Source organism: Staphylococcus piscifermentans (assembly GCF_900186985.1).
Lineage (GTDB): Bacteria > Bacillota > Bacilli > Staphylococcales > Staphylococcaceae > Staphylococcus > Staphylococcus piscifermentans.
In genome coordinates this window covers 743,172-768,810 of record NZ_LT906447.1, presented here as the reverse complement: position 1 = coordinate 768,810, position 25,639 = coordinate 743,172, and the positions used below count along the sequence as shown (strand labels likewise).

23 protein-coding genes are annotated in these 25,639 nt (G+C 37.2%); 9 read left to right on the top strand and 14 right to left on the bottom strand.

Annotated features, from left to right (window positions below):
- Positions 1 to 8: 8 nt before the first annotated feature.
- A complete protein-coding gene (gene mqo, locus CKV71_RS03180; RefSeq protein WP_095103790.1) occupies positions 9 to 1,487 on the bottom strand; it encodes a malate dehydrogenase (quinone) in 1,479 nt (492 codons plus the stop codon).
- 325 nt (positions 1,488 to 1,812) lie between these two features.
- Here mqo and CKV71_RS03175 point away from each other — a divergent pair, with 325 nt between their 5' ends.
- A complete protein-coding gene (locus CKV71_RS03175) occupies positions 1,813 to 2,964 on the top strand; it encodes a glycosyltransferase family 4 protein (protein ID WP_095103786.1) in 1,152 nt (383 codons plus the stop codon).
- 67 nt (positions 2,965 to 3,031) lie between these two features.
- On the opposite strand, the gene CKV71_RS03170 is transcribed toward CKV71_RS03175, so the two are convergent.
- The gene (locus CKV71_RS03170; protein WP_095103781.1) at positions 3,032 to 4,633 is read right to left on the bottom strand and encodes an L-lactate permease; all 1,602 of its coding nucleotides are present in this window, start codon (positions 4,631 to 4,633) and stop codon (positions 3,032 to 3,034) included.
- Positions 4,634 to 5,015: 382 nt separating this feature from the next.
- Here CKV71_RS03170 and CKV71_RS03165 point away from each other — a divergent pair, with 382 nt between their 5' ends.
- Positions 5,016 to 6,743 carry a CDP-glycerol glycerophosphotransferase family protein gene (locus tag CKV71_RS03165; RefSeq protein WP_095103776.1) on the top strand — a complete coding sequence of 576 codons (1,728 nt, stop codon included), beginning with the start codon at positions 5,016 to 5,018 and terminating at the stop codon, positions 6,741 to 6,743.
- A gap of 64 nt (positions 6,744 to 6,807) precedes the next feature.
- On the opposite strand, the gene CKV71_RS03160 is transcribed toward CKV71_RS03165, so the two are convergent.
- Entirely contained in the window at positions 6,808 to 7,575 is a 768-nt protein-coding gene (locus tag CKV71_RS03160; RefSeq protein WP_095103771.1) for a hypothetical protein, read from the bottom strand.
- 217 nt (positions 7,576 to 7,792) lie between these two features.
- Here CKV71_RS03160 and CKV71_RS03155 point away from each other — a divergent pair, with 217 nt between their 5' ends.
- Together CKV71_RS03155 and glcP are read left to right on the top strand one after the other, a co-directional pair.
- Positions 7,793 to 8,785 carry an NADPH:quinone oxidoreductase family protein gene (locus CKV71_RS03155; protein ID WP_095103766.1) on the top strand — a complete coding sequence of 331 codons (993 nt, stop codon included), beginning with the start codon at positions 7,793 to 7,795 and terminating at the stop codon, positions 8,783 to 8,785.
- Positions 8,786 to 8,958: 173 nt separating this feature from the next.
- Positions 8,959 to 10,323 (top strand): glucose transporter GlcP, encoded by a 1,365-nt coding sequence (gene glcP / locus CKV71_RS03150; protein ID WP_095103761.1) that lies wholly within the window; start codon positions 8,959 to 8,961, stop codon positions 10,321 to 10,323.
- A gap of 60 nt (positions 10,324 to 10,383) precedes the next feature.
- On the opposite strand, the gene CKV71_RS03145 is transcribed toward glcP, so the two are convergent.
- From CKV71_RS03145 to CKV71_RS03135, 3 genes are all read right to left on the bottom strand, one after another.
- Positions 10,384 to 11,421: an NAD(P)/FAD-dependent oxidoreductase gene (locus tag CKV71_RS03145; RefSeq protein ID WP_095103759.1), complete on the bottom strand. Its 1,038-nt coding sequence runs from the start codon at positions 11,419 to 11,421 to the stop codon at positions 10,384 to 10,386.
- Positions 11,422 to 11,572: 151 nt separating this feature from the next.
- Positions 11,573 to 12,004, bottom strand: coding sequence for a DUF2871 domain-containing protein (locus tag CKV71_RS03140; protein WP_095103757.1), 432 nt, complete (start codon positions 12,002 to 12,004; stop codon positions 11,573 to 11,575).
- 93 nt (positions 12,005 to 12,097) lie between these two features.
- Entirely contained in the window at positions 12,098 to 12,532 is a 435-nt protein-coding gene (locus tag CKV71_RS03135; protein ID WP_095103755.1) for a MarR family winged helix-turn-helix transcriptional regulator, read from the bottom strand.
- Between the two features lie 159 nt (positions 12,533 to 12,691).
- Here CKV71_RS03135 and CKV71_RS03130 point away from each other — a divergent pair, with 159 nt between their 5' ends.
- Entirely contained in the window at positions 12,692 to 13,627 is a 936-nt protein-coding gene (locus CKV71_RS03130; RefSeq protein ID WP_095103753.1) for a magnesium transporter CorA family protein, read from the top strand.
- Positions 13,628 to 13,679: 52 nt separating this feature from the next.
- Here CKV71_RS03130 and CKV71_RS03125 read toward each other — a convergent pair whose 3' ends face one another.
- Positions 13,680 to 14,240, bottom strand: coding sequence for an LOG family protein (locus CKV71_RS03125; protein WP_095103751.1), 561 nt, complete (start codon positions 14,238 to 14,240; stop codon positions 13,680 to 13,682).
- 129 nt (positions 14,241 to 14,369) lie between these two features.
- Here CKV71_RS03125 and CKV71_RS03120 point away from each other — a divergent pair, with 129 nt between their 5' ends.
- Positions 14,370 to 14,720: a DUF4889 domain-containing protein gene (locus tag CKV71_RS03120; protein ID WP_095103749.1), complete on the top strand. Its 351-nt coding sequence runs from the start codon at positions 14,370 to 14,372 to the stop codon at positions 14,718 to 14,720.
- Positions 14,721 to 15,332: 612 nt separating this feature from the next.
- Here the strand turns inward: CKV71_RS03120 and CKV71_RS03115 are convergent.
- From CKV71_RS03115 to CKV71_RS03105, 3 genes are all read right to left on the bottom strand, one after another.
- Positions 15,333 to 16,610: a cation:dicarboxylate symporter family transporter gene (locus CKV71_RS03115; protein WP_095103747.1), complete on the bottom strand. Its 1,278-nt coding sequence runs from the start codon at positions 16,608 to 16,610 to the stop codon at positions 15,333 to 15,335.
- Between the two features lie 180 nt (positions 16,611 to 16,790).
- The gene (locus tag CKV71_RS03110; protein WP_095103745.1) at positions 16,791 to 17,693 is read right to left on the bottom strand and encodes an EamA family transporter; all 903 of its coding nucleotides are present in this window, start codon (positions 17,691 to 17,693) and stop codon (positions 16,791 to 16,793) included.
- A gap of 221 nt (positions 17,694 to 17,914) precedes the next feature.
- Complete coding sequence (locus CKV71_RS03105) at positions 17,915 to 18,277, bottom strand: DUF3139 domain-containing protein (protein ID WP_231917560.1); 363 nt, start codon at positions 18,275 to 18,277, stop codon at positions 17,915 to 17,917.
- A 286-nt stretch (positions 18,278 to 18,563) separates the two neighbouring features.
- Here CKV71_RS03105 and CKV71_RS03100 point away from each other — a divergent pair, with 286 nt between their 5' ends.
- The gene (locus CKV71_RS03100; protein ID WP_095103740.1) at positions 18,564 to 19,001 is read left to right on the top strand and encodes a MarR family winged helix-turn-helix transcriptional regulator; all 438 of its coding nucleotides are present in this window, start codon (positions 18,564 to 18,566) and stop codon (positions 18,999 to 19,001) included.
- A 153-nt stretch (positions 19,002 to 19,154) separates the two neighbouring features.
- Entirely contained in the window at positions 19,155 to 19,559 is a 405-nt protein-coding gene (locus CKV71_RS03095; RefSeq protein WP_231917541.1) for an Hsp20/alpha crystallin family protein, read from the top strand.
- Positions 19,560 to 19,622: 63 nt separating this feature from the next.
- Here CKV71_RS03095 and CKV71_RS03090 read toward each other — a convergent pair whose 3' ends face one another.
- Positions 19,623 to 20,897 (bottom strand): hydroxymethylglutaryl-CoA reductase, degradative, encoded by a 1,275-nt coding sequence (locus CKV71_RS03090; protein WP_095103734.1) that lies wholly within the window; start codon positions 20,895 to 20,897, stop codon positions 19,623 to 19,625.
- Positions 20,898 to 20,903: 6 nt separating this feature from the next.
- Positions 20,904 to 22,055, bottom strand: coding sequence for a thiolase family protein (locus tag CKV71_RS03085; protein WP_095103730.1), 1,152 nt, complete (start codon positions 22,053 to 22,055; stop codon positions 20,904 to 20,906).
- 112 nt (positions 22,056 to 22,167) lie between these two features.
- On the opposite strand from CKV71_RS03085, the gene CKV71_RS03080 reads away from it, so the two are divergent.
- On the top strand, positions 22,168 to 23,337 hold the full coding sequence (locus CKV71_RS03080) for a hydroxymethylglutaryl-CoA synthase (RefSeq protein ID WP_095103726.1): 1,170 nt from the start codon (positions 22,168 to 22,170) through the stop codon (positions 23,335 to 23,337).
- Positions 23,338 to 23,531: 194 nt separating this feature from the next.
- On the opposite strand, the gene CKV71_RS03075 is transcribed toward CKV71_RS03080, so the two are convergent.
- Positions 23,532 to 24,692: a nitrate/nitrite transporter gene (locus CKV71_RS03075; RefSeq protein ID WP_095103722.1), complete on the bottom strand. Its 1,161-nt coding sequence runs from the start codon at positions 24,690 to 24,692 to the stop codon at positions 23,532 to 23,534.
- A gap of 287 nt (positions 24,693 to 24,979) precedes the next feature.
- Positions 24,980 to 25,633, bottom strand: coding sequence for a nitrate respiration regulation response regulator NreC (gene nreC / locus CKV71_RS03070; protein ID WP_095103718.1), 654 nt, complete (start codon positions 25,631 to 25,633; stop codon positions 24,980 to 24,982).
- Positions 25,634 to 25,639: the final 6 nt, after the last annotated feature.

Sequence of the window (25,639 nt, the reverse complement as noted above, 5' to 3'; positions counted from 1 at the left end):
TTTTAAGATTATTGTAATTTTAAATATTTATCTTCTTCAGCTTTTACTTCTTTATAAAGTTCAGCATTTTTAGCTAAAGATTGTCCGAATGATGGAATCATTTCTTTGATTTTATTTTCCCATTGTGGGAATTCATCTTTAAAGCAACGTTGCAAGATGTCTAACATTACATCGACTGCAGTAGAAGCACCAGGAGACGCACCTAGCAAGGCAGATAATGTGCCGTCTTCATTTACGATAACTTCAGTACCGAATTGCAACGTACCTTTACCTTTATCAGTATCTTTGATAACTTGCACACGTTGTCCAGCCACTACAGGACTCCAGTCTTCTTTCTTCGCAGTTGGAATAAATTCTCTTAATTCTTCAATGCGTTCTTCATCAGACAACATTAATTGTGAAATCAAGTATTGTGTTAACGGCATTTCTTTTACACCTGCTGAAAGCATTGTTAACAAGTTGTTTGGTTTTACAGATTTGATTAAATCCATGTTCGTACCTGTTTTCAAGAACTTCGGTGAGAAGCCTGCAAACGGTCCGAACAATAAAGATTTTTTGCCGTCAATATAACGTGTATCCAAGTGAGGAACAGACATTGGAGGCGCGCCTACTTTAGCTTTGCCATATACTTTCGCATCATGTTGTTCCACAATTTCCGGATCTTGACATACTAAGAAGATACCGCTGACCGGGAAACCGCCGATGTGTTTAGATTCTTTGATATTTGTTTTTTGGAGAAGCGGTAAGCTTGCGCCGCCTGCCCCGATAAATACAAAGTCAGATTCATAAGTTGTAACGTCATCAGTAAGTAGGTCTTTGACTTTCACTTTCCAAGTGCCGTCTTTTTGCTGCTTAATATTCAGCACTTGATGTTCGTATTCAACTTGTACACCATTTTCTTCTAAGAAATTGAATAATTTACGTGTCAACCCTCCGAAGTTAACATCTGTACCTGATTCGTCACGGCTTACAGCTACCGGCACAGGACTCGTACGATTTTCCATCATCAATGGCAGCCATTCAGCAATTTTATCTTTATCTTCAGTCATTGTCATTTCTTTAAAAAGTGCATTTTCAGTCAGCGCTTTGACGCGACGTCTCAAGAAGTCGACATTACGCACGCCGATGACAAAACTCATATGCGGTACGCTGTGGATAAATTCTTCTGGCTGTGTTAAATTTCCGTGTTTCACTAAATATGTCCAAAATTGTTTGGAAACTTGGAATTGTTCGTTGATTTTTAATGCTTTTGAGATGTCTAGAGAGCCATCAGGCATTTCTTTAGTATAGTTCATCTCACATAATGCAGAATGCCCTGTCCCTGCATTATTCCAAGCATTTGAACTTTCTTCTGCTGGTTCTTTTAATTTTTCAAAAACTTTAATTTCTTTTTCCGGTGCAACTTTCTTTAGTAAAGTACCTAATGTCGCACTCATGATTCCGCCACCAATTAAGATGACATCTGTTTTGCTATGTTGTGCACTCATAACAAATACAGCCCCCTTTTTAATAATAAAGATGACATCAGCTTAAGCATGCCTCTCAACCCTCTCTTGAGAAAGCGCTTTCTGCTACAAAAATAAAACACACCTAAGAAACGTCTTCAGTTGTTAGGTTACAACCACTTTGATGCAGTGAAGATTATTTTGTTCTATTCCTTTATTATATACGTAAACCATGCAAGACAAAAGGGGTAAGGGTACTTATTCAACAAATTAATCATTAATACCCTTTTAATACATAGGTACTTTGCATTCAATCATGGGTAATATGCTATAATTAAGTGAATATTTCAGGAGGAGCTGACGATGTATGAAATCAATTACATTCTTAATGCACAACATATTTGCTATGGGCGGAACTGTTAAAGCTGTGACCCAATTAGCGAATGTATTGGCAGATAAAGGACATGATGTTGAAATTATTTCCGTATTCAAAGGCAGCAAGACTCCTTACTTTAAGCTTCATAGCAATATCAAAGTCACTGCTTTAGTTGACTATAACTTAAGACCTGCCAACATCTTAAGTATTACCATGAATCGATTGCGTAAATGGACGCCTTTTTTCAAGCCTTCTACTATTTCTAGTTACGAACCTGGTTTGAATCAATTTTCCAGCTATGTTGAAAAAAAGATCCTGCGTGCTATTTCTGAAGTGGATACAGATATCTTAGTAGGTACACGTGCAAGTTATAATATCTTAGTTGCAGAACATGCTTCAGATACAGTCACAACAGTAGGAATGGAACATATGAATTTAAATGCCTACCCCCGTGCCTACCAAAAAGAAATCATTGAAGCTTATAAAAATCTAGACGCGATTACTACATTAACGGATTCTGATAAAAAAGTTTATGAAAAATTAACGCATATTCCAGTTTATACGGTTCCTAATATGATTAATGAATCGCGCATTGAAATTCCTAAAAAACCTCAAATTATTGCGGCAGGCCGCTTGGAGTATGAAAAAGGTTTCGATTTGCTATTACGTAGTATTGAATTGATTCAAGATAGCTTACGGGAAATGAATTACTCACTCAAAATTTATGGTGACGGTCAGCAGCGTCATGATTTAGAAGAGTATATTCAACAACATCAATTAGGCGATATCGTTTCTATCCACCCTTCTACGATGCATCTGCCCTTACGTTTGGCAGAAAGTACTATCACTGTCGTCCCTTCTAGAAATGAAGGATTCGGTTTGATTATTTTAGAAGCGATGAATCAAGGTAATATCGTCATCAGCTTTAAAGGAAATGCCGGCCCTGAAACTTTAATTCGCTCTGGCTATAATGGTTATTTAGCCGAATATCAAAATATCGAGGATTTAGCGGATGATATTTCAAATGTGATTTCCGCTCCTCCTTCTGAACAAGGAAAAATCGTAGAGCGCGGCTTTGAAACCGTAACTCACTATTCTCCAGAGCGTGTCTATCAAGATTTCATTAAAGTAATTAACGACTAATAGTCAGATACGCAAAAAAGACGACTTTCACTTTTCTTCGTGAAAATCGTCTCTTTTTTTATACCGATTAGAATATTAACGCTAAGATAAATGTCCAGATACAGATGAATGCCAAGATACCCACGCTGAATCTAAGTGACATTTTCAAGAGTTCAGATTCTTTACCTACTTCTTTAACTGCAGCAGTGGCAATCGCAATGGATTGTGGTGAAATAATTTTTGCTGCTACGCCGCCTACAGTGTTAGCAGCTACAAGCAAGCCGCCGCTTACGCCGATTTGGCTAGATACTGAAGCTTGAATTGGTGCGAACAAGGAGTTGTTGTTCACAACGGAACCTGTCATGAATACACCGATCCAACCTAAGATTGGTGATAGTAATGGGAAGATACCGCCTGTTTTAGAAATACCTTGACCCATTGCAGCACTTAATCCGCCATATGTTGTTAATTTAGATACAGCTAAGATGAAACAAATTGTGAAGATGGAAATCCATAACTCTTTGAATGTTTCTCCTAATAAGTGTCCTGCATCTCCCCAAGTTGTATTTTTAGAAATCAGCAAAGTAATTATAATTGTAAGTAAAATTGCTGTTCCTGTTTGACCAATAATATTGAAATTCAATGTGATCGCTTTATGAGTTGTTTCGCTCATTGTACCTGGCAATGGAATTGCAGCTGTTAAGAAACTCAATGCACCGCCTGGTAAGAATAATTTTTTAAAGAACGGCATACTCCAAATCATTACGAATACAGTTAAAATATAGAAAGGACTCCAAGCATAAAGCACTTCTTTAACTGTTAATTTTTGGATAGCAGGAGGTTCTGCATCTTTCTGAATTCTAAAAATATGTTTCGGTTGGAATTTTCTGCTGAATAGAGCTAAAGCTCCCATTGTTGCAAGTGGCGGAATAATATCTGCCAATTCAGGTCCTTGTGCTAAAGTAAGGATGCCTTGCAATACTGTATAAGTAGTGGATACTACTAAGATTGCTGGTAAAGTTTCTTTAATTCCTTTGAAACCATCAATAATGAAAATCAATAAGAATGGAATAAAGAAGTTAATTAAAGCTAAAGTAAATGTTGAATAACGTGAAACTTCAATCGCAGTGATTCCGCCGTGCAAGTTCAATGTGTCGATTACTGCAACTGGTAAACCGATTGCCCCAAATGCGCCAGCTGCTGCGTTCGCTACTAAGCATAACATCGCTGCTTGTAGCGGTTTAAATCCTAAATAAATTAGTAATAAAGCACAGATTGCAATGGGTACACCGAAGCCTGCTGCACCTTCTAAGAATGCGTTGAAACAAAAACCGATTAATAATAATTGTATCCGTTGGTCTTGTGAAATGCTTGCGATACTATCTTGAATCATTCCGAACTGACCTGTTTTAGTTGATAATTTATACAACCATACTGCCATGACAACAATGTAACCGATAGGCAGCCAACCTTGATAGAACCCTTCGACTACTGCCCCGGCTGCCATTCCTCCTGGCAATTTAAAAAGAATAACTGCTACGAGCAATGTCACTACTAAAGTGGTAATTGCTGCATAAATCCCTTTCATTTTGAAAATAGTCAAACATAACAAGAACAAAATAATTGGAATACTTGCTACTAGACTAGATATTACAAGATTGTTAAATGGATCAAATGATGAAACTAACATATCTTACCCCGCTTCTTTCTATTTTTTATTTGTTTTGAACATTACTTTATTTGGTATTGTGAATTAATTCACATATAATATACCACGTTTCACATGCCTGTACAATCTTTTTTTCAATATTTTTTCAAGCTGTTTCACACGTCTAAACCCTGTGTTTTCAATGTATACGCTTACATTCATGCTATTACCCATATCTCTGTTATAATCATTTTCCGAAATTTAATAATACAGTTTTTCAGTTTCAAAAAACTTTCTCTCATTGCCTTTACGTTCTCTTTCCTTCTTTTTAATGGAAGTGATAAAATAGAGTTTAATAGATTATGACAATAATGCTTTAAAACATATGGCATTTTATTCATATGAAAATCAAAGAGGTTTTATAATGAAAATATTAAAATTAGATTATCAGCCAAAGGATGAAATGTTATTTGCTTTAAAAAAAGCACTGAAGAGTGGTTATACGCATTTTATTCCTAGTGATTTAAATATAGATATCTATCCAGATCAAATGGATGCGCTCACGCCTATAGAAACGAAACAATCTGTAATTACCGATTACACGATTGACCATTATTATCAAAATGACTGTCGTTATTTCGGTAATCATTCACTCACTTTTGACGAGTGGATGAATAATATCAATCATTATCCGAATATGATTTTTAATATTAATCAAAGCATTCAACGTTTGAAGGCTGAAGATTTAGAAACAGCTTTCGATCTTGCTGTGTCTATTTTGCTTTTTAATAAAGTAGAAGTAAATGGGCATGTCGTCTTTGACTTTAAAGAAAGTTGCCGTACATCCGCTTCGTTCTATACGACTCTAAAGGAAAAGGAATTCCCGGGTCTGACACAGTTTAATTTAAATAAATTAGCCTATCTGCATCATCATAAAAGACCTTTCAAACTCAACATGTGCGAACTGCCGGATCACCCACGCTTTATAGATAAGCTGTTATGGAATACACGCTTTACAGCTCCACATTTCGTTACAAGTGCATTGCTTGATCGTTCCTACACCAAACATCAGAATGCAAGCAACATCTATGAACCAGCGTCAACAGACTTAAATGGAGCCGTAGTCTTCCTAGGATTTGATTATGGTTTCAGAGGTAATTCACGTTATCTATTTAACTACTTTGCGAAGCATCATTCGCAGTATCCGGTTTATTATGTTACTGCAGAAGCTACAGGTCCGCATTTTATACAGCCGGATGACCCTGAAGCTGAAGATTTAATCAATCAAGCCAGCGTCATTGTAGCTGAAAGTTATATTCCTGATCATCTGAAACCTAACGGGACAATTATTCAACTTTGGCATGGCACGCCTATCAAGCAATTATTTTTAGACAGCAAAGAACCTTATCAAAACCAAGAAATCTATAATTATCGGGCACGCAAATACAATAAATGGACCCATCAGAATTATTTGATTTGCGATAGTATACGAGCTGCAGAATTATTTAAGACAGCCTTTCCGATGCAATATAGTGAAATTGCAGCTTGTGGCTACCCGCGTGTACGCTATCTTATTGATAAGAAAAATGACATTCCTTATGTCCGATTTATTAAACATGAACTCCAGTTGAATCCAGATAAGCCGACACTGCTCTATGCGCCAACTTGGCATCACGAGAGTCACAAAGAAGACTTACTGCCGATGACAGAGCAATTGCTTGCACATTATAATGTGATTTACAAAGGTCATATCGAAGAAGAAAAAAATATGGCGGAATACTTGCCGAAAGAAGTCATTATTCCTACTGCACATTTGGAAACACAAGATTTAATCCTCGCATCAGATGTTGTATTGAGTGATTATTCTTCTATCGTCTTTGACGCCTTAACCATCAATATGCCGACTGCACTTTATACACCAGATGTAGCAACTTATGAAAAGGAACGCGGCTTATATCCGGAAGTGTGGCAAACGTTTGAGCGTGTGCGTTATGAAAATACGGGACGTTTAATAGAGGATTTAATTCATCAACGTATTAAACCTATCGGCAACCCTTATATCAATCGTAATAACCATTCAGTAGAAACTATTTCAAGTTTAATCGTACAAAACCTGCCCGCTTCAACGCGCAAACGCAAATCTAATAAATGAAATAAATAACAAAAGCTCGAGCACAGAAAATAATCATCTGCACTCGAGCTTTTTAACTTCCTAATTATTGTTGTCCATTATATGCTGGGTCGATTACACTTGCTTCGCCTTTTTGGTTAACACTGACAATAGTATACGTTCCAGGTTGCGCTTGATTTGCAAAACTGAAGACATAAGAATAAGTTCCGTTGCCTAAACTATCGATACCATAATCATTGTAAGCATTTTGCTGGCCGTTTAAGGCATTCGCTTCATTTTGAGCTGTTGTCAATGATTGCGGGAAATTCGGTAAATGTTTCAAAGCGTCTTGATTATTAGCGGGCGCTTGAACAATAGTGCTGGCTGCAGGTACTGCATTTTGACCTTGATACGGTGCAACATAACCTGTTTGCGTAGTATTAGCATTTTGACGTGCATCTGCACTAGCATTAGTGGCATTCGCAGCCCCTTGGTTTTGACTTGCATTATCTGTTTGAGCCGCCTGCTGATTGTTTTGACTATTACCATCACTGTTACCAGTAGTATCTGCCGAGTTGCCTTCTGTTCCAGCAGATGCATTGCTAGAGCTGCTATTTGAAGTAGCTTTATCAGAACTGTTGCTGTCACTAGAAGATGAATCAGCAGAAATTGATGCATTATTATCATCTGACTTTGAATCTTTCGCAGCCTTATCATCTTTCTTACTCTTACTGTCGTCTTTTTTACTGTTGTTACTTTCTTGTGTCGTCTTATCTTTATCCTTGTGTTCATCTGCTTTCTTACTGTCATCGCTATTGCCACACGCAGCAAGCACCAGAGATAAAGTTAAGATGCCGGCAAATAATTTCTTCATTGAATTTCCTCCTCATACTATAAATCTTTTTTAAACACTTACTAAACTATACACCACTATTATATTTTACAAACCTTAAAATTGTTAAAATTCTTTTAATCTTTAATTCTTATACACTTTGAAGCCTCAAAGATCAGCAACCACTCCTCCAGTTGTTGTCCCTTTTCTTTCATGTTAAACTTTTTTTAATTTAAATTATCGAAAGGGAGCAATAGATATGACAGAGACATTCCAAGCTTATTTTGCGGAAAAGAAAGATGGGAAAGTGACTTCTTCCTTTAAGAATTTACCTTTCAATGAATTAGACAATGGCGATGTGCTGGTACGCGTCGATTATACAAGCATTAATTTTAAAGATGCCTTAGCAGCAGTCAAAGGTGCAGGTGTGGTAAAAGAATATCCGATTATTCCAGGAATTGATTTAGCCGGAACTGTAGTAGAATCTGATTCTTCTGCCTATAAACCTGGAGATAAAGTGATTGTGACAAGTTATGATTTGGGGGTTACACATCACGGCGGTTTCAGTGAATATGCGCGTGTAAAAGAAGAATGGGTTGTAGCGCTTCCTAAAGGGTTGACTTTAGAAGAAGCTATGATTTATGGCACAGCCGGCTATACAGCTGCGCTAGCGATTCAGAAATTAGAAGATAATGGATTAACTGTTGAAGGTGCGCCTGTTTTAGTTCGAGGCGCGAGCGGCGGTGTCGGCAGTTTAGCGGTAATGATGTTGAGCAATATCGGTTATAAAGTAGTAGCAAGCACGGGCAACGACAGTGCTGCAACTTACTTAAAATCGCTAGGCGCGAAAGAAATCATTCCGCGTTTGGAAGAGACTTCCGATAAACCGCTTGGCAAACGCGAATGGCAAGCGGTAATTGATCCAGTCGGCGGCAGTCATGTCGGGGATATCTTGAAACACTTGCATATCAGAGGCAGCATGGCTTTAATCGGTAATACTGACGGCATCGCATTCGATACCACTGTTCTGCCGTTTATTTTACGCGGTAATAACTTGTTAGGTGTGGACTCAGTGGAAACACCGATGTTGTTACGCAAACAAATTTGGCGTCGCTTAGCAACAGACTTGAAACCTGAACAGCTGCACACAATCAAAAATAGTGTTAATTTCAAAGACTTGCCTGAAGCCATTGATAAGGTATTATCCCATCAAGTGACTGGGCGCTATGTCGTTAAAGTAAGCGAAGAATAACCAACAGGAGCGAGACTATATAAGGTCTCGGCTCCTGTTTTTTTTAGAAAACGCCAGTGATTTTTCTTTAAATTCCAAATAATTTAATTATTATAATGCTATTATAACCATATTTACTTTAATTTTATGAAAGCGTATACTTAATTTAAATTCAATAAACTGGAGGTTTACTTATGGGGAAAAATTTTAACAAAAGCCTCATCTTTTTCCTAGGCGCATTAGGCGGTTTATTATACGGCTATGATATGGGAATCATCTCAGGCGCACTGTTATTTATCGGAAAAGATATTCACTTAACAAGTGGAACCGAAGGACTTGTCGTATCATCTATGTTAATTGGTGCGATTGCTGGTTCTGCTTTGAGTGGCCCTGCTTCTGATAAACTCGGTCGCCGTCGCGTCGTATTTATTATCGCTATTGTTTATATCGTTGGTGCTTTGGTTTTAGCACTCGCACCTTCTATGCCGGTCTTAGTCATCGGACGTATTGTAATCGGACTTGCAGTCGGCGGTTCTACAGCCATTGTACCGGTTTACTTATCAGAAATGGCACCGACAGATTCACGTGGTTCACTAAGTTCCTTGAACCAATTGATGATTACTATCGGTATTTTATCTTCATATTTGATCAACTATGCATTTTCAGGTATCGAAGGATGGAGATGGATGCTTGGATTAGCTGTTATCCCATCTTTAATTTTATTAATCGGTGTAGCCTTTATGCCGGAAAGTCCAAGATGGCTGCTTGAACACCGAGGTGAAAAAGCAGCACGTAAAGTCATGGCAATGACTTTCCCAGCCAATGAAATCGACAAAGAGATTGCAGAAATGAAAGAAATCAATGCAATTTCTGAAAGTACTTGGAATGTATTGAAATCACCTTGGTTACGCCCAACGTTAATTATCGGTAGTGTCTTTGCCTTGTTCCAACAAATTATTGGTATTAATGCCATTATTTACTACGCACCGAAAATCTTTACTAAAGCTGGATTAGGAGATTCCGCTTCTATTCTGGGTACAGTAGGTATCGGTACAGTGAACGTGTTAGTTACTATCGTGGCAATTATGATTATTGATAAAATTGACCGTAAAAAATTATTGGTGATTGGAAATATTGGTATGGTCGCTTCATTAGTAATCATGGCTATTTTAATCTGGTCTATGGGTGTGCAATCATCTGCATGGGTCAGCATTATCTGCTTAACGATCTTTATTATTTTCTTCGGAATTTCATGGGGACCTGTATTATGGGTAATGTTGCCAGAATTATTCCCAATGCGTGCACGTGGTGCAGCAACAGGTATTGCAGCCTTAGTCCTTTCAATCGGAAGTCTATTAGTTGCGCAATTCTTCCCTATGTTAACAGCAGTAATGCCGACACAAGGTGTATTCTTAATCTTTGCTGTGGTTGGTATCGGCGCACTCTTCTTCGTGGTAAAATACTTGCCTGAAACACGCGGACGCAGCTTAGAAGAAATCGAAGCAGAATTACGCGCACGTACTTCTGCCACTTCAGCTGATTTAGATCGCCATAAATAAGAATAAATTTTAAAATAGGAAAACCCGCAGAATTCGTCAGTTCTGCGGGTTTTTAATACGTTATTCTTGATTATATTTTTCAATAATCTCTTTATTGTCTTCTTTGAATATTTCATTGTGGCTGGATACATATCCCTCTTCAGCTGCTTCAGGCTCAATATAGAGCTTCGCTAAGTTCGCCGCATTTCCTGCATCACTAAAGGCACTTGCAATCAAATGTGCTTTGGCTCCATGATGAATGATATCACCGCATGCAAAGATGCCCTCAATGCTTGTCTGTGTATTCCCTTGCCCTTTTATTTGATATTCATTTTCCATTTCTAATTGTGTTGCAGCTTCTTCTAATAATGGATTTTCAATATCAAAACCATGACTGATAATCACTTCATCAACAGGGATTGTCTCTGCCTCACCTGTTTCACTATTCTCGAGCACGATTTCTTTGATTTTTTCATGCTGATCATCACCGATAAGTGCTGTAATTTGAGAGTTAGGATGCAGAATGACGTCCCTATCACATAATTTAGCTTGAGTCCCCTCATAACCTTTCATTTTATCTTTACGATAAACCAGTCTCACACTTTCAGCATAAGGTGCGATATCACAAGCCCAGTCAAGTGCTGCATTACCAGCGCCGGAAATCACTACTTTTTTCCCAGCAAAGCGTGAAAGTTTCTGCACAACGTAATGCAAGTTCGAAATTTGATAACGTTCAGCATCTTTAATATCGAGCGGTTTCGGATTAATAATCCCGCCACCTACCGCAATAATGACGGACTTGGATTCGAATGATTCGTCATTATCCGTCGTAATTTTGAAATGACGTTCACCTAATTTTTCAATATTCGTCACACGCGTTTCTAAATTGACTTCCGGTTGAAAATGCAAACCTTGTTCAATCATATCTTCAATAATTTGGTAACACGGTTTCGGAGCAATGCCGCCGATATCCCAAATGATTTTTTCAGGATAGAGCTGCATTTTGCCGCCTAATTTATCTTGAACATCTATTAAACGCACCGACATACCACGCAATCCTGCATAGAAACTGGCATATAAGCCTGCAGGTCCGCCGCCGATGATAGTTACATCTTTCATAAATTTGTCCTCCAATTATCTCTCTCGAAACAATTTTAATTGAAAATTATTCTCAACTACATTTTACAACACTTTATCTTATTTGGCATCCTTTCCCTTCTGAAAATAAAAAAAGAGACCAGAACACAAGAATGTCCTAATCTCCTTAAAATTATTTTTTCGATGGTTTACCATCAATCGGATCTGTTAAAATGGCTTTCTTCAATAAGAAGAATAAAATGATGAAGCCTGCAGATAATGTCATGTGCCCAAGTCCTGCGATACCTGCAAGTCCTGGTGACACATGTGCTCCAACTACTTGCATTGTTCCTTTAGTCGCCATCATACCGACTGTTACTACAACTCCAATGTTATAAACATAATAGAACCAATTGAATAAATAATATTTACTTAGTTGGAAAAGTTTTTCAAAGACAATTAATATCAAGAACATAAACATACCTAGCATTAAAGTGTGCGTATGTACCACGACAAGTTGTGTATCGCCCGTAAAATCATAAGCCTTTGTCAGTTCACGATAATAAACGCCGCTTAATAAACCGATAATGGTATAAGTCAAAAATGTATATAGTATTCTGCGCATCGAACTTCCTCCTCTATATCCATTCATATTATATATGATATTGACTGTTTCAGAAAGTGCCTTACCTATAGTCAGACGATTGACACACAATGTTTACATTTCATCCAACTCTTGCAAATTATCGTGCATGGTCATCAGGATAGATTTCAAAGCGGCGCGGTCCGCTTCAGGAATCCCATCAAATATCGCGCTCTCTACTTTGTTCAATATTTCAATAATATCTCTTACTTCTTTATAAGCTGTTCGGCTGAGCCCGACTAATTTCTTTCTGGTGTCCTCTTCATCTACATAGTGCTCTATCAGTTTTTTCTTTTTCAAACTCGTCAAAGTGCTGCTGACAGTAGCTCCTTTAAGTTGGAAGGTTTCTAAGAAATCATTCTGCGTGATTGCTTTATCTTCATGTTCAAAAATAAAGCGCAAGATTTGAGCTTGCTCTTGTGTAATCCCATAAGGTTCTAAAAGACGATCGGCTTTCATCTTCATTTCATTTGAAATCATTCTGAGTAAGTATTGAATTGTAGTGGCCATTCATGTCACTCCCTTTCAAGTTAGACTACACAAATAATTAAACTATGGTACTATAATTAAGCGTATATTTATTAAATTAAGCAAAGCATTACTCTATATTGTAAACTAAATAACTTTAATTAAAAATCAATTCAAATTTCAGAAAGGAAGTTTTTTGCAATGATTACTGCATATAAACATAATATTCATCAAGATATTCACACAACTTCCTTAAAAGAAGGCTTATGGATCAATATGATTGAGCCTAGTCGTGAAGAAGTAGAAAATATGATTGAGGACTTTAACATTCCTGAAGATTTTCTGAAAGACCCTTTAGATGCGGATGAAAGTGCCCGTGTTGAGTTCGATGATGAAACCGGCTATTCTTTGATTATTATCGATATTCCTATTGTAAATAAAAATAATCATAAAATCTTATCCTTTATGACTATTCCATTAGGGATTGTCATTGGTCATGGCCGCCTGATAACAGTGTGCGATCATGATGTTGATTTCTTAGAAGCTTTTACAAAGCCTGGCAATAATCTGCATTATCGCAGTCAACTTGCTTTGAATATTCTGCTCACAGTTTCTAATCATTACAATAGAAATTTACGCTTATTGAATAAATCACGTTTGCGTATTGAACGTGACTTGAAGAAATCGGTGACTAATAAACAACTTTATAATTTGATGGAAGTTGAGAAAAGTCTGGTTTACTTTTTAGCAGCGCTCAAAGGTAATGAAGATGTCTTTAAAAGACTCTTTAAATTGCCTCCAATCAAGCGTTTTGAAGAAGATGAAGATTTAATCGAGGACTTGTTTGTCGAAACGAACCAAGCGATTGAAACGACAGAATTGCACACACGTATCTTAGAAAGTATCACGACATCTTATGAATCACTCTTGTCGAACGATATGAACACGATTATGAAAACTTTGACGCTCTTTACAGTTTTCCTTACTCTGCCGACATTAGTCTTCAGTTTCTTCGGAATGAACGTGCCGTTACCGATTAATGACCATAGTCCAGTCTCTTGGATAGTCACATTATGTATTTCAATGATTCTAGTAGCTATTGTCTTCATTCTCTTATGGAGACGAGGCAAACTTTGAACTGAAATATCGCATCATATTCCCAACATTTACGGATATGATGCGATATTTTTTAGTATCGGCGAATATTGGGAGTATGGTATTTTTCAATAAATTGGTTTAATTCATTATAGCTATCGGTGAAGCAAATTAAGTCACGATCAGTTTGCGTTAGGAATCCTTCCTCTACCATTTGATTGTAAAACGCCTCTATCTTGTTATAGTAACCGTTCACATTCCAAAAGACACACGGATTAGGATTTTGTCCGATGCGTGTCCAAGACACCATTTCTGTAATTTCCTCTAATGTGCCTGGCCCGCCTGGTAAAGCTAAGCACACATCTCCCTTTTCTAACATTGCTGCTTTACGCTCTGCCATGGTATCGACAATGATAAGTTCATCTAATCCTTGATGTGCAATTTCACGATCTGCTAAAAACTGCGGCATAACGCCGATAGCATGCCCGTCTTCTGCTATGACAGTATCAGCTAGTTTGCCCATCAGCCCTACTTTTCCTCCGCCAAAAACCAAACCATAATCTTGTGCTGCCATCCATTTGCCAAGAGATTCTGCAGCTGTGGAATATAGGGTATTGTTTCCCTCGCTGGCGCCGCAATATACGATGATGTTCATCAATCCATCCCTGCCTTTCTGAGAGTTTCCTTTTTCATTGTATCAAAAATCTACTTTAAGTAATCATTACTCTTTGCATTCTTGTGATAAATTATGTATAACTGACTATAAAGGAAGGAGTATTTCAAAATGAAAAATAAAAAAGCTTTAGGCTTTACTTTAATCGGCATAATGGTAGTCATTTGTGTTGTTTTAGTCATTATGATGATGTCTTCAGGTAAAAAAGATACATATTACGGTATCATGAAAGACAATCATACTGTAGAAAAAATGGTACGTGAAAAAGACCAAAAAGTTGAAAAAGATGTACACATCAAAACTGATGACAATTTCAAACCTGAAAAAGGTCAATTCGTAATGTTAGTTAAAAAAGAAGGCTCTGATGATTTCAGTAAGAAAAAAGTTGTGAAACATGATGATATTCCTCATGGCTTGATGATGAAAATTCATGACATGAAGAATATGGATATGAGCCATTAATTTCAATAAATATTTGATTGAGCGAGCTGGGACATTATTAGGTGTCTCAGCTTTTTTGTTGAAAAAGCGTGCGGACGTGGTTGTGCGGGTGGTACGAGGTGCGAGCGGGCAAGAGGAATCTAGACACTAGTTTTCGAGTAGTGTCTAGAAAGCACCCTAATCTAGACACTAGTTCTTGAGTAGTGTCTAGAAAACACCATAATCTAGACACTAGTTTCCGAGTAGTGTCTAGAAAACATCCTAATCTAGACACTAGTTTTCGAGTAGTGTCTAGAAAACACCATAATCTAGACACTAGTTTTCGAGTAGTGTCTAGAAAACACCATAATCTAGACACTAGTTTTCGAGTAGTGTCTAGAAAGCACCCTAATCTAGACACTAGTTCTTGAGTAGTGTCTAGAAAACACCATAATCTAGACACTAGTTTTCGAGTAGTGTCTAGAAAACACCATAATCTAGACACTAGTTCACGAGAAATGTCCAGATTCCCGCACCGCCCCACGCAAAAAAGGCACCAGTCAAAATATGACCAGTGCCTCATAGAATATAAATTATGTCAGAAAGTTTAATATACGTAAGACCGCAGTCTCCGTCAAAAATTTTAAAGATTGATTAAATGGAATTTAAATAATCTTTGTTTTGTTCTTTATCAAATACGCCTTCCCATTTAGCAATTACAACAGTAGATAAAGCGTTACCTACTACGTTAACACAAGTACGTACCATATCTAGTATACGGTCAACACCGATGATCAGTGCAAGCCCGGCTGCCGGCAAGCCCATTGAACCTAATGTCGTTAATAAAACAACAATAGAAGTTCCTGGCACGGCTGCCATACCTTTTGAAGTAATCATTAAAGTAAAGATCAAGACTAATTGTTGAGGTAAACTTAAATGAATACCATACATTTGTGCCACGAATAATGCTGCAATTGATTGGTACAAAGCTGATCCGTCTAAGTTGAAAGTATAACCAATCGGGATAACAAAAGATGTAATATCTTTTGGTGAGCCAAATCTTTCCATTTTCTGCATCATTACTGGTAATACTGCTTCAGAACTTGATGTTGAAAATGCCAGTAAGATTTCACTTTTCAATACTTTTATAATATCAAATACACTTGAGCCTACCATTTTTGCAACAATTCCTAGTACCACGACTACAAAAAATACCATTGCGCCGACTACTACAAGGACAAGTTTCAATAATGGAATTAATGCTGAGGCACCAAATGTCATTATTGTTACACAAATAAATGCAAACACGCCGAGTGGAGCGAGTTTTAAGATTTTATTGATCATCCAGAATGTCGCTTCCAACACACCGCTTAAGAAATCTTTAACGGGTTTTCCTTTTTCACCGATAGCCGCAATTCCTAAACCAAAGAATACTGCGAAGAAGATAATCGGAAGCAATTCACCTTTAGATAATGCTTCGAAAAAGTTGGTTGGAATAATATTTACAATCGTATCAATAAAATGATTACCGTATGTAGAATGTTCAGCTGCATGTGCTGATGATTCATACTTCGAAATATCACCTTTAGGTAATTTTGCAGGATCTAAGCCCGTCCCCGGTTTAAATAAATTCGCAAACAAAACACCTAAAGCAATTGCGATAGTCGTTATAATCTCAAAATACACAATTGTTTTCAAACCATAGCGTCCTACTGTTTTAGATTCACCTACACCTGAAATAGATAGTGCTAGTGAACAAAACACGACCGGAATGACAATCATTTTAATTAAGTTTAAAAATATGTCACCAAGCGGTTGGATATAGTTCGCAACATCTTTATGTCCATATAATAATAGTCCTACAACAACGCCAAGAACCAGTGCAATCATAACCTGCATTGGTAAACTAATTTTTCGCTTAAATAAAGCCATTGATGCATCTCCCCTTTTTCTGACATTGTTTAATTATATCAGAAAATAAATAATTAGGATAGAAAAAATTAAAAGTTCAACCTAATTTTACACTAAATGATTAAAATGAAAATATAGATTAGTGTAATTAGTGTTAAAAAAATAACTTATAACTTTCTATCCTAATTATGAAATGAGAGGCTAATCTTTGACGACTGCCAAGAATATGACCATCAAGACGATACAAAATACGCCTGCAACTTGCCAGATACCGAATGAAACACCTAACCATACTACTGATAGCAAAATCGCAGTTAACGGTTCGATTGTTCCTAACACACTGGCTTCTTGAGGGTAAAGGTAATTCAAACTAGAAATGAACAGCCAAAAGGCAAACATTGTTCCTAAAATAACTGATATGAAAATATAAATTAATACTTTAATATCCCAATTGGAGGTGTCTACTTGCCAAATTGGGTGCAAGAAATTTAAGAAAATACCTGCGATGAACATGGCCCAACCTACTACATTGACAGTTCCCCATTTTGCTAGAAGCTGCACAGGGTAAATAGTATAAAAGGCCATAGCAAACGCTGATAACAGTCCCCAGACAATCGCTGGCATAGGAACTGATAAAGTTGCTAAAGAACCATTTGTTAATAACAAGAAAGTACCACTTAATGCTAAGGTAACTGCGATACCTTCTTTCCATCTGAAATTAATCACTTTAGTAGCCACAAGATATAAGATGATGATGACCGGCCCTAGATATTGCAACAATGTCGCTACAGCTGCATTCCCGTAATGAATCGTTGCCATGAAACAATATTGCACACCTAGCATACCTAAAAGTGCATATACCAATAATTTTAAAATGGCTTTTTTATCGGCCCAGATAGTTATTGTCTTCTTACCTTCTAAAATGAAGGAAGTAAGAATCAATAGCAGACCGGATACTAATAATCTTACGCCCACGAACCAAGTCACCGGCAAATGTTTGTTTTCAAATAACCATTGAGAAACCGTTCCCCCGACTCCCCAAAATATTGCTCCTACGATTACTAAAACAAATCCCGGCCAACGTTTTTGATTTCTGTGTGCCATATCGTCCCTCCTATCATGTTTTTTCTCTGTGCTGATACTAAAGGTGTTATAACCATTTTGAGTGATATTAATCACATTATGGTAAAGTTGATGAAAATGTCATTTAATACGCTTCTCCAACTTTGATGTTAAAAAAATTCATTTCTAACGCAAAGAAGACACTAAACACTATTTATCGTGCTTAATGTCTTAATCACATTTATTCTAACATACTTGGTCAGTTATTTAAGCTTATAATTGTCATCAAAGAAATTATGTTTTGCTTTTTTCAGATGTTTCTTAGTTTGGGTATCGAAAGCTTGAGCGAATAACCCTCTTGATGTACCCATCGGTTGGATTACATATGTTTTATCAGGCTCGTCTTTAAAGACTACTTCTTTATAATAAACGCCGTCTTTTGCATTAAATTTCTTTTTCTCTGAAGTGATCTTAGATTCTAAATGATGCTCAGTAATATATTGATCAATCAACTTCAAATTTTGATGTCCTTGATATATCTTTAATCCAAAAAAGAATAGGGTCGCTAATATAAGTGAGCCGATTAAAATTAATATAAGCGGTAAAATTCTTTTCTTCTTCATAATCTGTTTGACTCCTTTGAGCGATACGCTATCGCTATGCACTTGTTAACTCTATCTTTTCAATTATGAACGATTTCGACAAATTTAGTAACTCTTTTGATTGTATTGTAACAAAATTGTCGTAAGTTATTCTAACTCTTCTGGTTCTTTATTTCTTTAAAACTCCATCATTTATATACTCACTTTTAAAAAACAATAATTATAAAACACAATTTTTATATTTTTCAACTTTGTTCTTGACAAGTGTAAGCGTTCATAATATCGTGGTTTTAAATAAGGAGTGATTTAATTGCATGAGAATAACAGTTTTCTAGAAAAACAATTATGTTTTTTATTCTATGTGTCATCTAAAGAGATTATCAAACGCTATAGCCCTTACCTCAAGAAATTTGATTTGACTTATACTGGCTATATTGTACTTCTAGCATTAGAACCCCATGAAACTTTGAATATTAAAACTTTAGGCCAACGTATTTATTTAGATTCAGGTACTTTAACTCCCCTTTTAAAAAAGCTTGAAAAGAAAGCGCTTGTTACGAGAACCAGAGAAGCAGATGATGAACGTAACTTGAAAGTGGCGCTGACTCAACAAGGTGTGGGAGTACGCCAGGAAACTTCACAGATTTCAAAAGAAGTTTTCAATGGTTTAGATGTATCGCTAGAGGATGCTAAAACAATTAAATCTATCCTTTCTAAATTTATTGCCGATAACTTTTCAAAAGAATAGTGGTGAAAGCCTGAAAATATCTATCCGAGCTCTGCCATGCTATAATTATTGTAAGAACCTCACGTATCTCGGTGCTAAGATTATCAGTCTTAGCTGCAGGGTAATATATAAATAAACGAGGTTTTAATAAATAATGATTAAAGGAGAGATATGATGCCTTTCGAAAGTAAACCGACAGATTTATTCAAAGAATTCGGACGTCAATTTATAGATCAAATTCCTACAATCAATCCAGTTAAAACAGATATCAGCGAAAAAAATAATCAATATATCTTGAAAGCAGACTTACCTGGCTTTGAAAAGAAAGATATTAACCTTTCTTATAATGAAGGAACTTTGACTATTAGTGCCAAACGTTCAATTGAAAGCCGTACTGAAGATGAAGAAGGCCGTGTAATTCAAAGAGAACGTAGTGATAACAGCGTTAAACGTGAATTTTCATTCAGCAATATTAAAAGCGATGAAATCAGCGCACACTATAGAGACGGCGTGTTGACAGTAACATTGCCTAAACGTACTGAAGATACTTCAGCAAGTTCTAACATTTCAATTGATTAATTTTAATATGAAGAAAGCCCCACTTGTTCAGCTTGTACTGGACAATGGGGCTTTTGCTTTTGCTTATTTTCTTAAGTCTGCTAGAATTTCTTCGGCTTTAGCCATGTTTGCTGTATCTGCTGTTTTTAAAGCATCTGCAACTTTCTCGATTTCTGCACCTTTAGCTCCTGCTACTATAGCTAGTGATTTATATTGCAGGCTCATATGCCCTTCTTGAATACCTTCTGACACTAGTGCTCTGCAAGCTGAGAAGTTTTGGGCTAAACCAACTGCTGCGGCTACCTCTCCTAATTCTTGAGCGGAGTCAACATGCAGCAATTCTTGCGCTAAACGTGCAATCGGCACTACCTTAGTACCGCCGCCTACTGTCGCTAACGTCATCGGAATTTCGATTGTGCCACGCAGACGTTCTTTCTCTGGTAAATACTCCCATTTCGTCATACTGCGATATTGTCCTTCCTTGCAAGCATACGCATGCGCACTTGCTTCGGCACTGCGCGTATCATTGCCGGTTGCTAATACTACCGCATGTATACCATTCATGACGCCTTTATTATGCGTGACAGCACGATAAGGGTCAACATAAGCTAAAATTGAAGCTGCTTCTAAACGGCGTGCTACTTCAGTGCCTTCCATATCTCCTCGAGCTAAATCCGCAACATCGATTTCTCCTGACACGCGCACTACTGAAGCTGTTGCATGATTAGATAAGATACTCATCAGAATATTAATCTCAGGCCATTCCCCTTTTAAGAAGCTTGAAATGCCTTCTAAGATAGTGTTCATCATGTTTGCGCCCATAGCATCTTTCGTATCAATATAAACTTTCAACGACACGAGCTGTTCTTCTGAAAAGTTATCAACATCGATTTTGCGGTAACCGCCACCTCTTTTTAAAATAGAAGGATAAGCAGTGTCGGCAATTTGATGGATTTGATTCTCTTTCTTCAATAATTGTTCAGCCAATTCGGCAGGCTGTTCCACATCCATAAATACAATTTGGCCAATCATTAAGCGTTCACTAGAGTCAACGTGAAATCCCCCTGTTTTGTTGACGAGTTTAGCTCCGTAACTCGCAGCGGCTACTACAGAAGGTTCTTCCACCATCATCGGTACAGCATAATGTTTGCCATCTACTTCAATATCAGGAAGCAGCCCAACCGGCAAAGCACCTTGAGTAATGACGTTCTCGATAAGGCTATCCGCAACTTCTTCAGAAAGTAGCGGATACTCAAGAAGTTCTTGCTGACTTTCTTTTGATATCCAGCCATTTTCTTCCAGTCTTTGCAATTTATCTTTTCTCGATAAGTGTCTGAAATCTTTCCCCAATGCTTTCATGATTCATTATTCTCCTTTTTCAACTGCTAAAGCGAGACCCAGTCCGCCGCCGATACAAGCAGTAGCAATACCAGTTTGTTTATTTTCTTGATGTAATTCGTTCACTAATGAAGTTACGAGACGTGCACCGCTAGCACCGATTGGATGACCGATTGCTACTGCACCGCCATAAATATTTAATTTCTCATCTGGAATATTCAAATTATCTTTAACTGCAATACTTTGTACCGCAAAGGCTTCTGTCATTTCAACTAAATCAATATCATTCATTGTTTTGCCTGTTTTTTCCAGCAACTTACTTACGGCATAGAATGGAGCGATACCCATAATTTCCGGGTCACAGCCGACTTCTGCATAGTCACCGAGTGTCGCAAGCACTTCGAAACCATGTGCTTTAGCATAATCTTCATCCATCAAGATTAATGCTGACGCACCATCATTAATGCTAGATGCATTTCCTGCAGTCACAGAACCGTCTTCTTTAAAAATAGTGTCTAATGTTGATAATTTTTCAACTGAACTATTACCACGAATGCCTTCATCTGAAGTCATCATTTCACCATCTGCATCTTTCAACGGAATCATTTCCTCATTATATTTGCCTGCTTGAGTGGCTTCATAGGCTTTTTGATGGGATTTTACGGCGAACTCATCTTGTTGTTCACGTGTGACTTCATATTGATCTGCAATACGTTCTGCAGTGATGCCCATTGGTACATTTTCAAAGGCATCTGTTAAACCGTCATGCATAAAGCTCGGTACAGGTTTCTCTTTGCCTTCGATAAGCAATTTAGGTGCATTCGTCATACTTTCAACCCCGCCTACTGCTACGACTTTAGCTTCACCTAATTGAATCAGTTGTTTACCTAAAATCACAGCTTTCAATCCAGAACCACAGACTTCATTAATAGTCATCCCAGGAGTTGTAGTAGGTAAACCTGCATTGACTAAAATTTGACGTGCTGGATTTTGGCCGTTTCCTGCTTGAAGCACATTACCGAAAATTACATTTTCGATAGTATCTTTAGGCAATTCAATAGCATCGATAGCCGCTTCTAAAGCGATCGTACCAAGCTGTACTGCAGAATAATCTCTTAACTTCCCTCTGAATTTTCCTACTGGTGTACGTTTAGCGCTGACAATTGCAATTTTACTCATAATCTTTATCTCCTTTTTTATCACTAGCTACTAATTTAAAATTGTATTTCTGTGCTTTCTTTTGATATGATTTAAAGTGATTTAACATATCAAGAAAGGATGTTGGTTATTTATGACAATTGGTATCGACCAACTTAATTTTTATATTCCGAACTTCTACGTAGACATGGCTGAGCTTGCTGAAGCACGTGGCGTAGACCCGAACAAATTCTTAATCGGCATCGGCCAATCGCAAATGGCTGTAAGCCCTGTCTCTCAAGATATTGTATCTATGGGTGCTAACGCTGCTCAACCTATTCTATCAGAACAAGACAAGAAAGATATTACCATGGTGATTGTTGCAACAGAATCAGCCATTGATTCTGCAAAAGCCTCTGCGGTGCAAATTCATCATCTTTTAGGAATCCAACCTTTTGCGCGTTGTTTTGAAATGAAAGAGGCTTGCTATGCTGCAACGCCAGCCATTCAATTAGCGAAAGATTATTTAGTACCACGTCCTAATGAAAAAGTGTTAGTCATCGCCAGTGATACTGCTCGTTATGGATTGAACAGCGGCGGCGAACCTACACAAGGTGCAGGTGCAGTCGCAATGGTCATCAGCCATAACCCTAGTATCCTTGAATTGCATGATGATTCAGTTGCTTATACAGAAGACGTTTATGATTTCTGGCGACCATCTGGCGAGATTTATCCTCTAGTGGCTGGTAAATTATCTAAAGATGCTTATATCAAGTCTTTCCAAGAAAGCTGGAACGAATACGCGAAACGTCATCATAAATCATTGTCTGACTTTGCTGCTTTATGCTTCCACGTTCCATTTACAAAAATGGGTCAAAAAGCACTTGATTCTATTTTAACAGATAGTGCGTCAGAAGATACACAAGCAAGACTGAATGAAGGCTATAAATCTGCGACAGATTACAACCGTTATGTCGGAAACGTCTATACAGGCTCTTTATATCTCAGCTTAATTTCATTGCTTGAAAACCACAAATTGAATGGCGGAGACACTATCGGCCTATTCAGTTATGGTTCTGGCTCAGTCGGAGAATTCTTCAGTGCAACGCTTATGAACAATTATCAAGATCATCTCGATATCAAAGGTCATAAAGCCATGTTAGATAATCGTAAAGCTTTATCTGTAGAAGAATATGAACAATTCTTCAACCGCTTCGATAACTTAGAATTCGATACTGAAACTGAATTAGAAGTAGAACCGAAAGGCAATTTCTACCTTAAAGAAATCTCAGATAATATCCGTTATTATGATACTGTAAAATAATATAGAAACAATTTACTTCAATAATCCGCAGTTCTCATGCTTTGATGCATAGTTCTGCGGGTTATTTTTTCATCACGAGATTTATTTTAAAAAAGACGGCTGATGTCTCATCATACATCAACCGTCTATCCTGTCTTCAAACATTTACGAATATTAAATTCATCATATCTTTTCCATTGTTAACATCAGTTCGTTTAGACTAACACACGTTGTTTGCGGCTTAAGTGCCACATTGTAATCAGTGCAATCACACCGAAGCATGCTAAGAAAATAAAGGCTAAGTGGCTTGTACCTGTCAAGCTTGTTACATACGTAATTACTAATGGCGGGAAGAAACCTCCCAATCCTCCCATCATTGAAACAATACCGTTTGCAACTCCTGCTTCTTTTTGGAAATACTGCGGTACAAGTTTGAATACCAAACCATTGCCGATACCTGCACATACGCTGACGGTTAAACAACCCACCGTGAATAAAATCATGTCACTGGCAATACCTAAAATGACGGCACCGATAATCATAAAGATAAAATCTACTTTCAACGCTTTTACAGCGTCAATTTTATCACCAATAATACCGCCAAGAGGTCTTAAGAATGTCGCAATCGCGATAAAGATACCTGCACGAATACCTGCATCTACTGTTGTCAATTCATAATGATCAACTAAGTATTTTGGTAAGAAGATACCGAAAGCTACAAATGAGCCAAAGGTAATAAAATACCAAAAGCTTAAATAGTAAGTTCTTAAATCTTTAAGTAAATCTTTTGTTTGTGCCACTAAAGGAATTTTAACTTTAGGCTCTTTAGCATCACCTAAAAAGAACATAATAATCGCAAATACTGCCATCACAATTAAGTATAATCTGACAGTAGATTGCCAACCGATCGCACCAGCAATTGGAGGTGCCAAGAATGAAGAAACTGCTGTACCTAAGTTCCCCATTCCATAAATACCATTGGCTAAGCCCACTTTATCTTTAGGAAAATATTTAGGAATAGACGTTACACCTACTGAAAAGACTGCTCCACCGACTCCTAAGAAAAACCCTGCCAACATCAGCATATTAACTGATTGCGCTTGGCTCAGTAAGAAAATTGGGAATAAAAGTATAATAAAACTAGAAAAGAAAACCCATTTTGCGCCAATAATGTTCGTCAAATAACCGAATGGAATACGTAAAACTGATCCTAAAATAACCGGTATTGCAAGTACAATAGAAATTTGAGAACTTGTAATCTTAATGTCTTGTGAAATCATCGGCATCAAAGGCGCAATGATACTCCATACCATAAACCCAGCGACCAAACTTAAAGTTTGGACTGTTAATTGTAAACCACCTTTTGATTTGTTCATTTTTTTCACCCTAACGTTTTCATATCAACAAAAATAGCAGTATCTTAGTGAATTTTTTACTTTGAGTCGAAGTTTTTATTAATATTCTAAGATACTGCTTATATTTATATTTTATAATGGGTGGATAAAGATGCATATCAGGGCTTTCCCTTAAATCATTCGGCTTTTCCCTAATACTTATTTAACAGTCTCAAGCCTTGTCATATCAGTGATTATAGTCATATTTACGACACAATTAAAACCCCCAAAAAAGAACCTGTCTTTGTCGACAGATTCTTTAAAATTCTTCAGAAATCTAACAGTTTTTTCTTCAAAGCATACTCTACCAGTTCTGGCTTTGATTTTAAATTTAATTTCTGCATAATATGTGTTTTATGTGCTTCTACTGTTTTCACTGACACAAACAATTTCTCAGCAATTTCTTTATTTCCATATCCTTTAGCAATTAAAGGCAGAATTTCTAATTCACGTTTTGACAAGATTCGAAATGGATCGTTCGTATTTTTAGCATCTTGCCCAGTACTGTTCACGAATTCATTGACTAATGAGGTCGTCATTTTAGGGTCAATATACGTGTCGCCACGATAAACTGTGCGCACAGCAGAAACCAATTGCTCATCAGGTGCATTTTTCAAAATATAACCCTTGGCACCATTACGCAAGACATGAAATAAATATTCTTCATCATCATACATTGTTAAAATTAAAATCTTCGTATCAGGAAAGCTTTCTACAATCTTACTTGTAGCAATCAGTCCTGATTCTCCTGGAGGCATGCTTAAGTCCATAATTAAAACATCCGGATGGTGCTGCATTACTTTCTGGTAAGCTTCCACACCTTCAGCAGCAGTGTCGACCACTTCCATGTCCTCTTGAAAATTCAAAATCATAGAGAAGCCGGTTCTTACTACTGCATGATCATCTGCAATCACTATCTTCAAATTCAA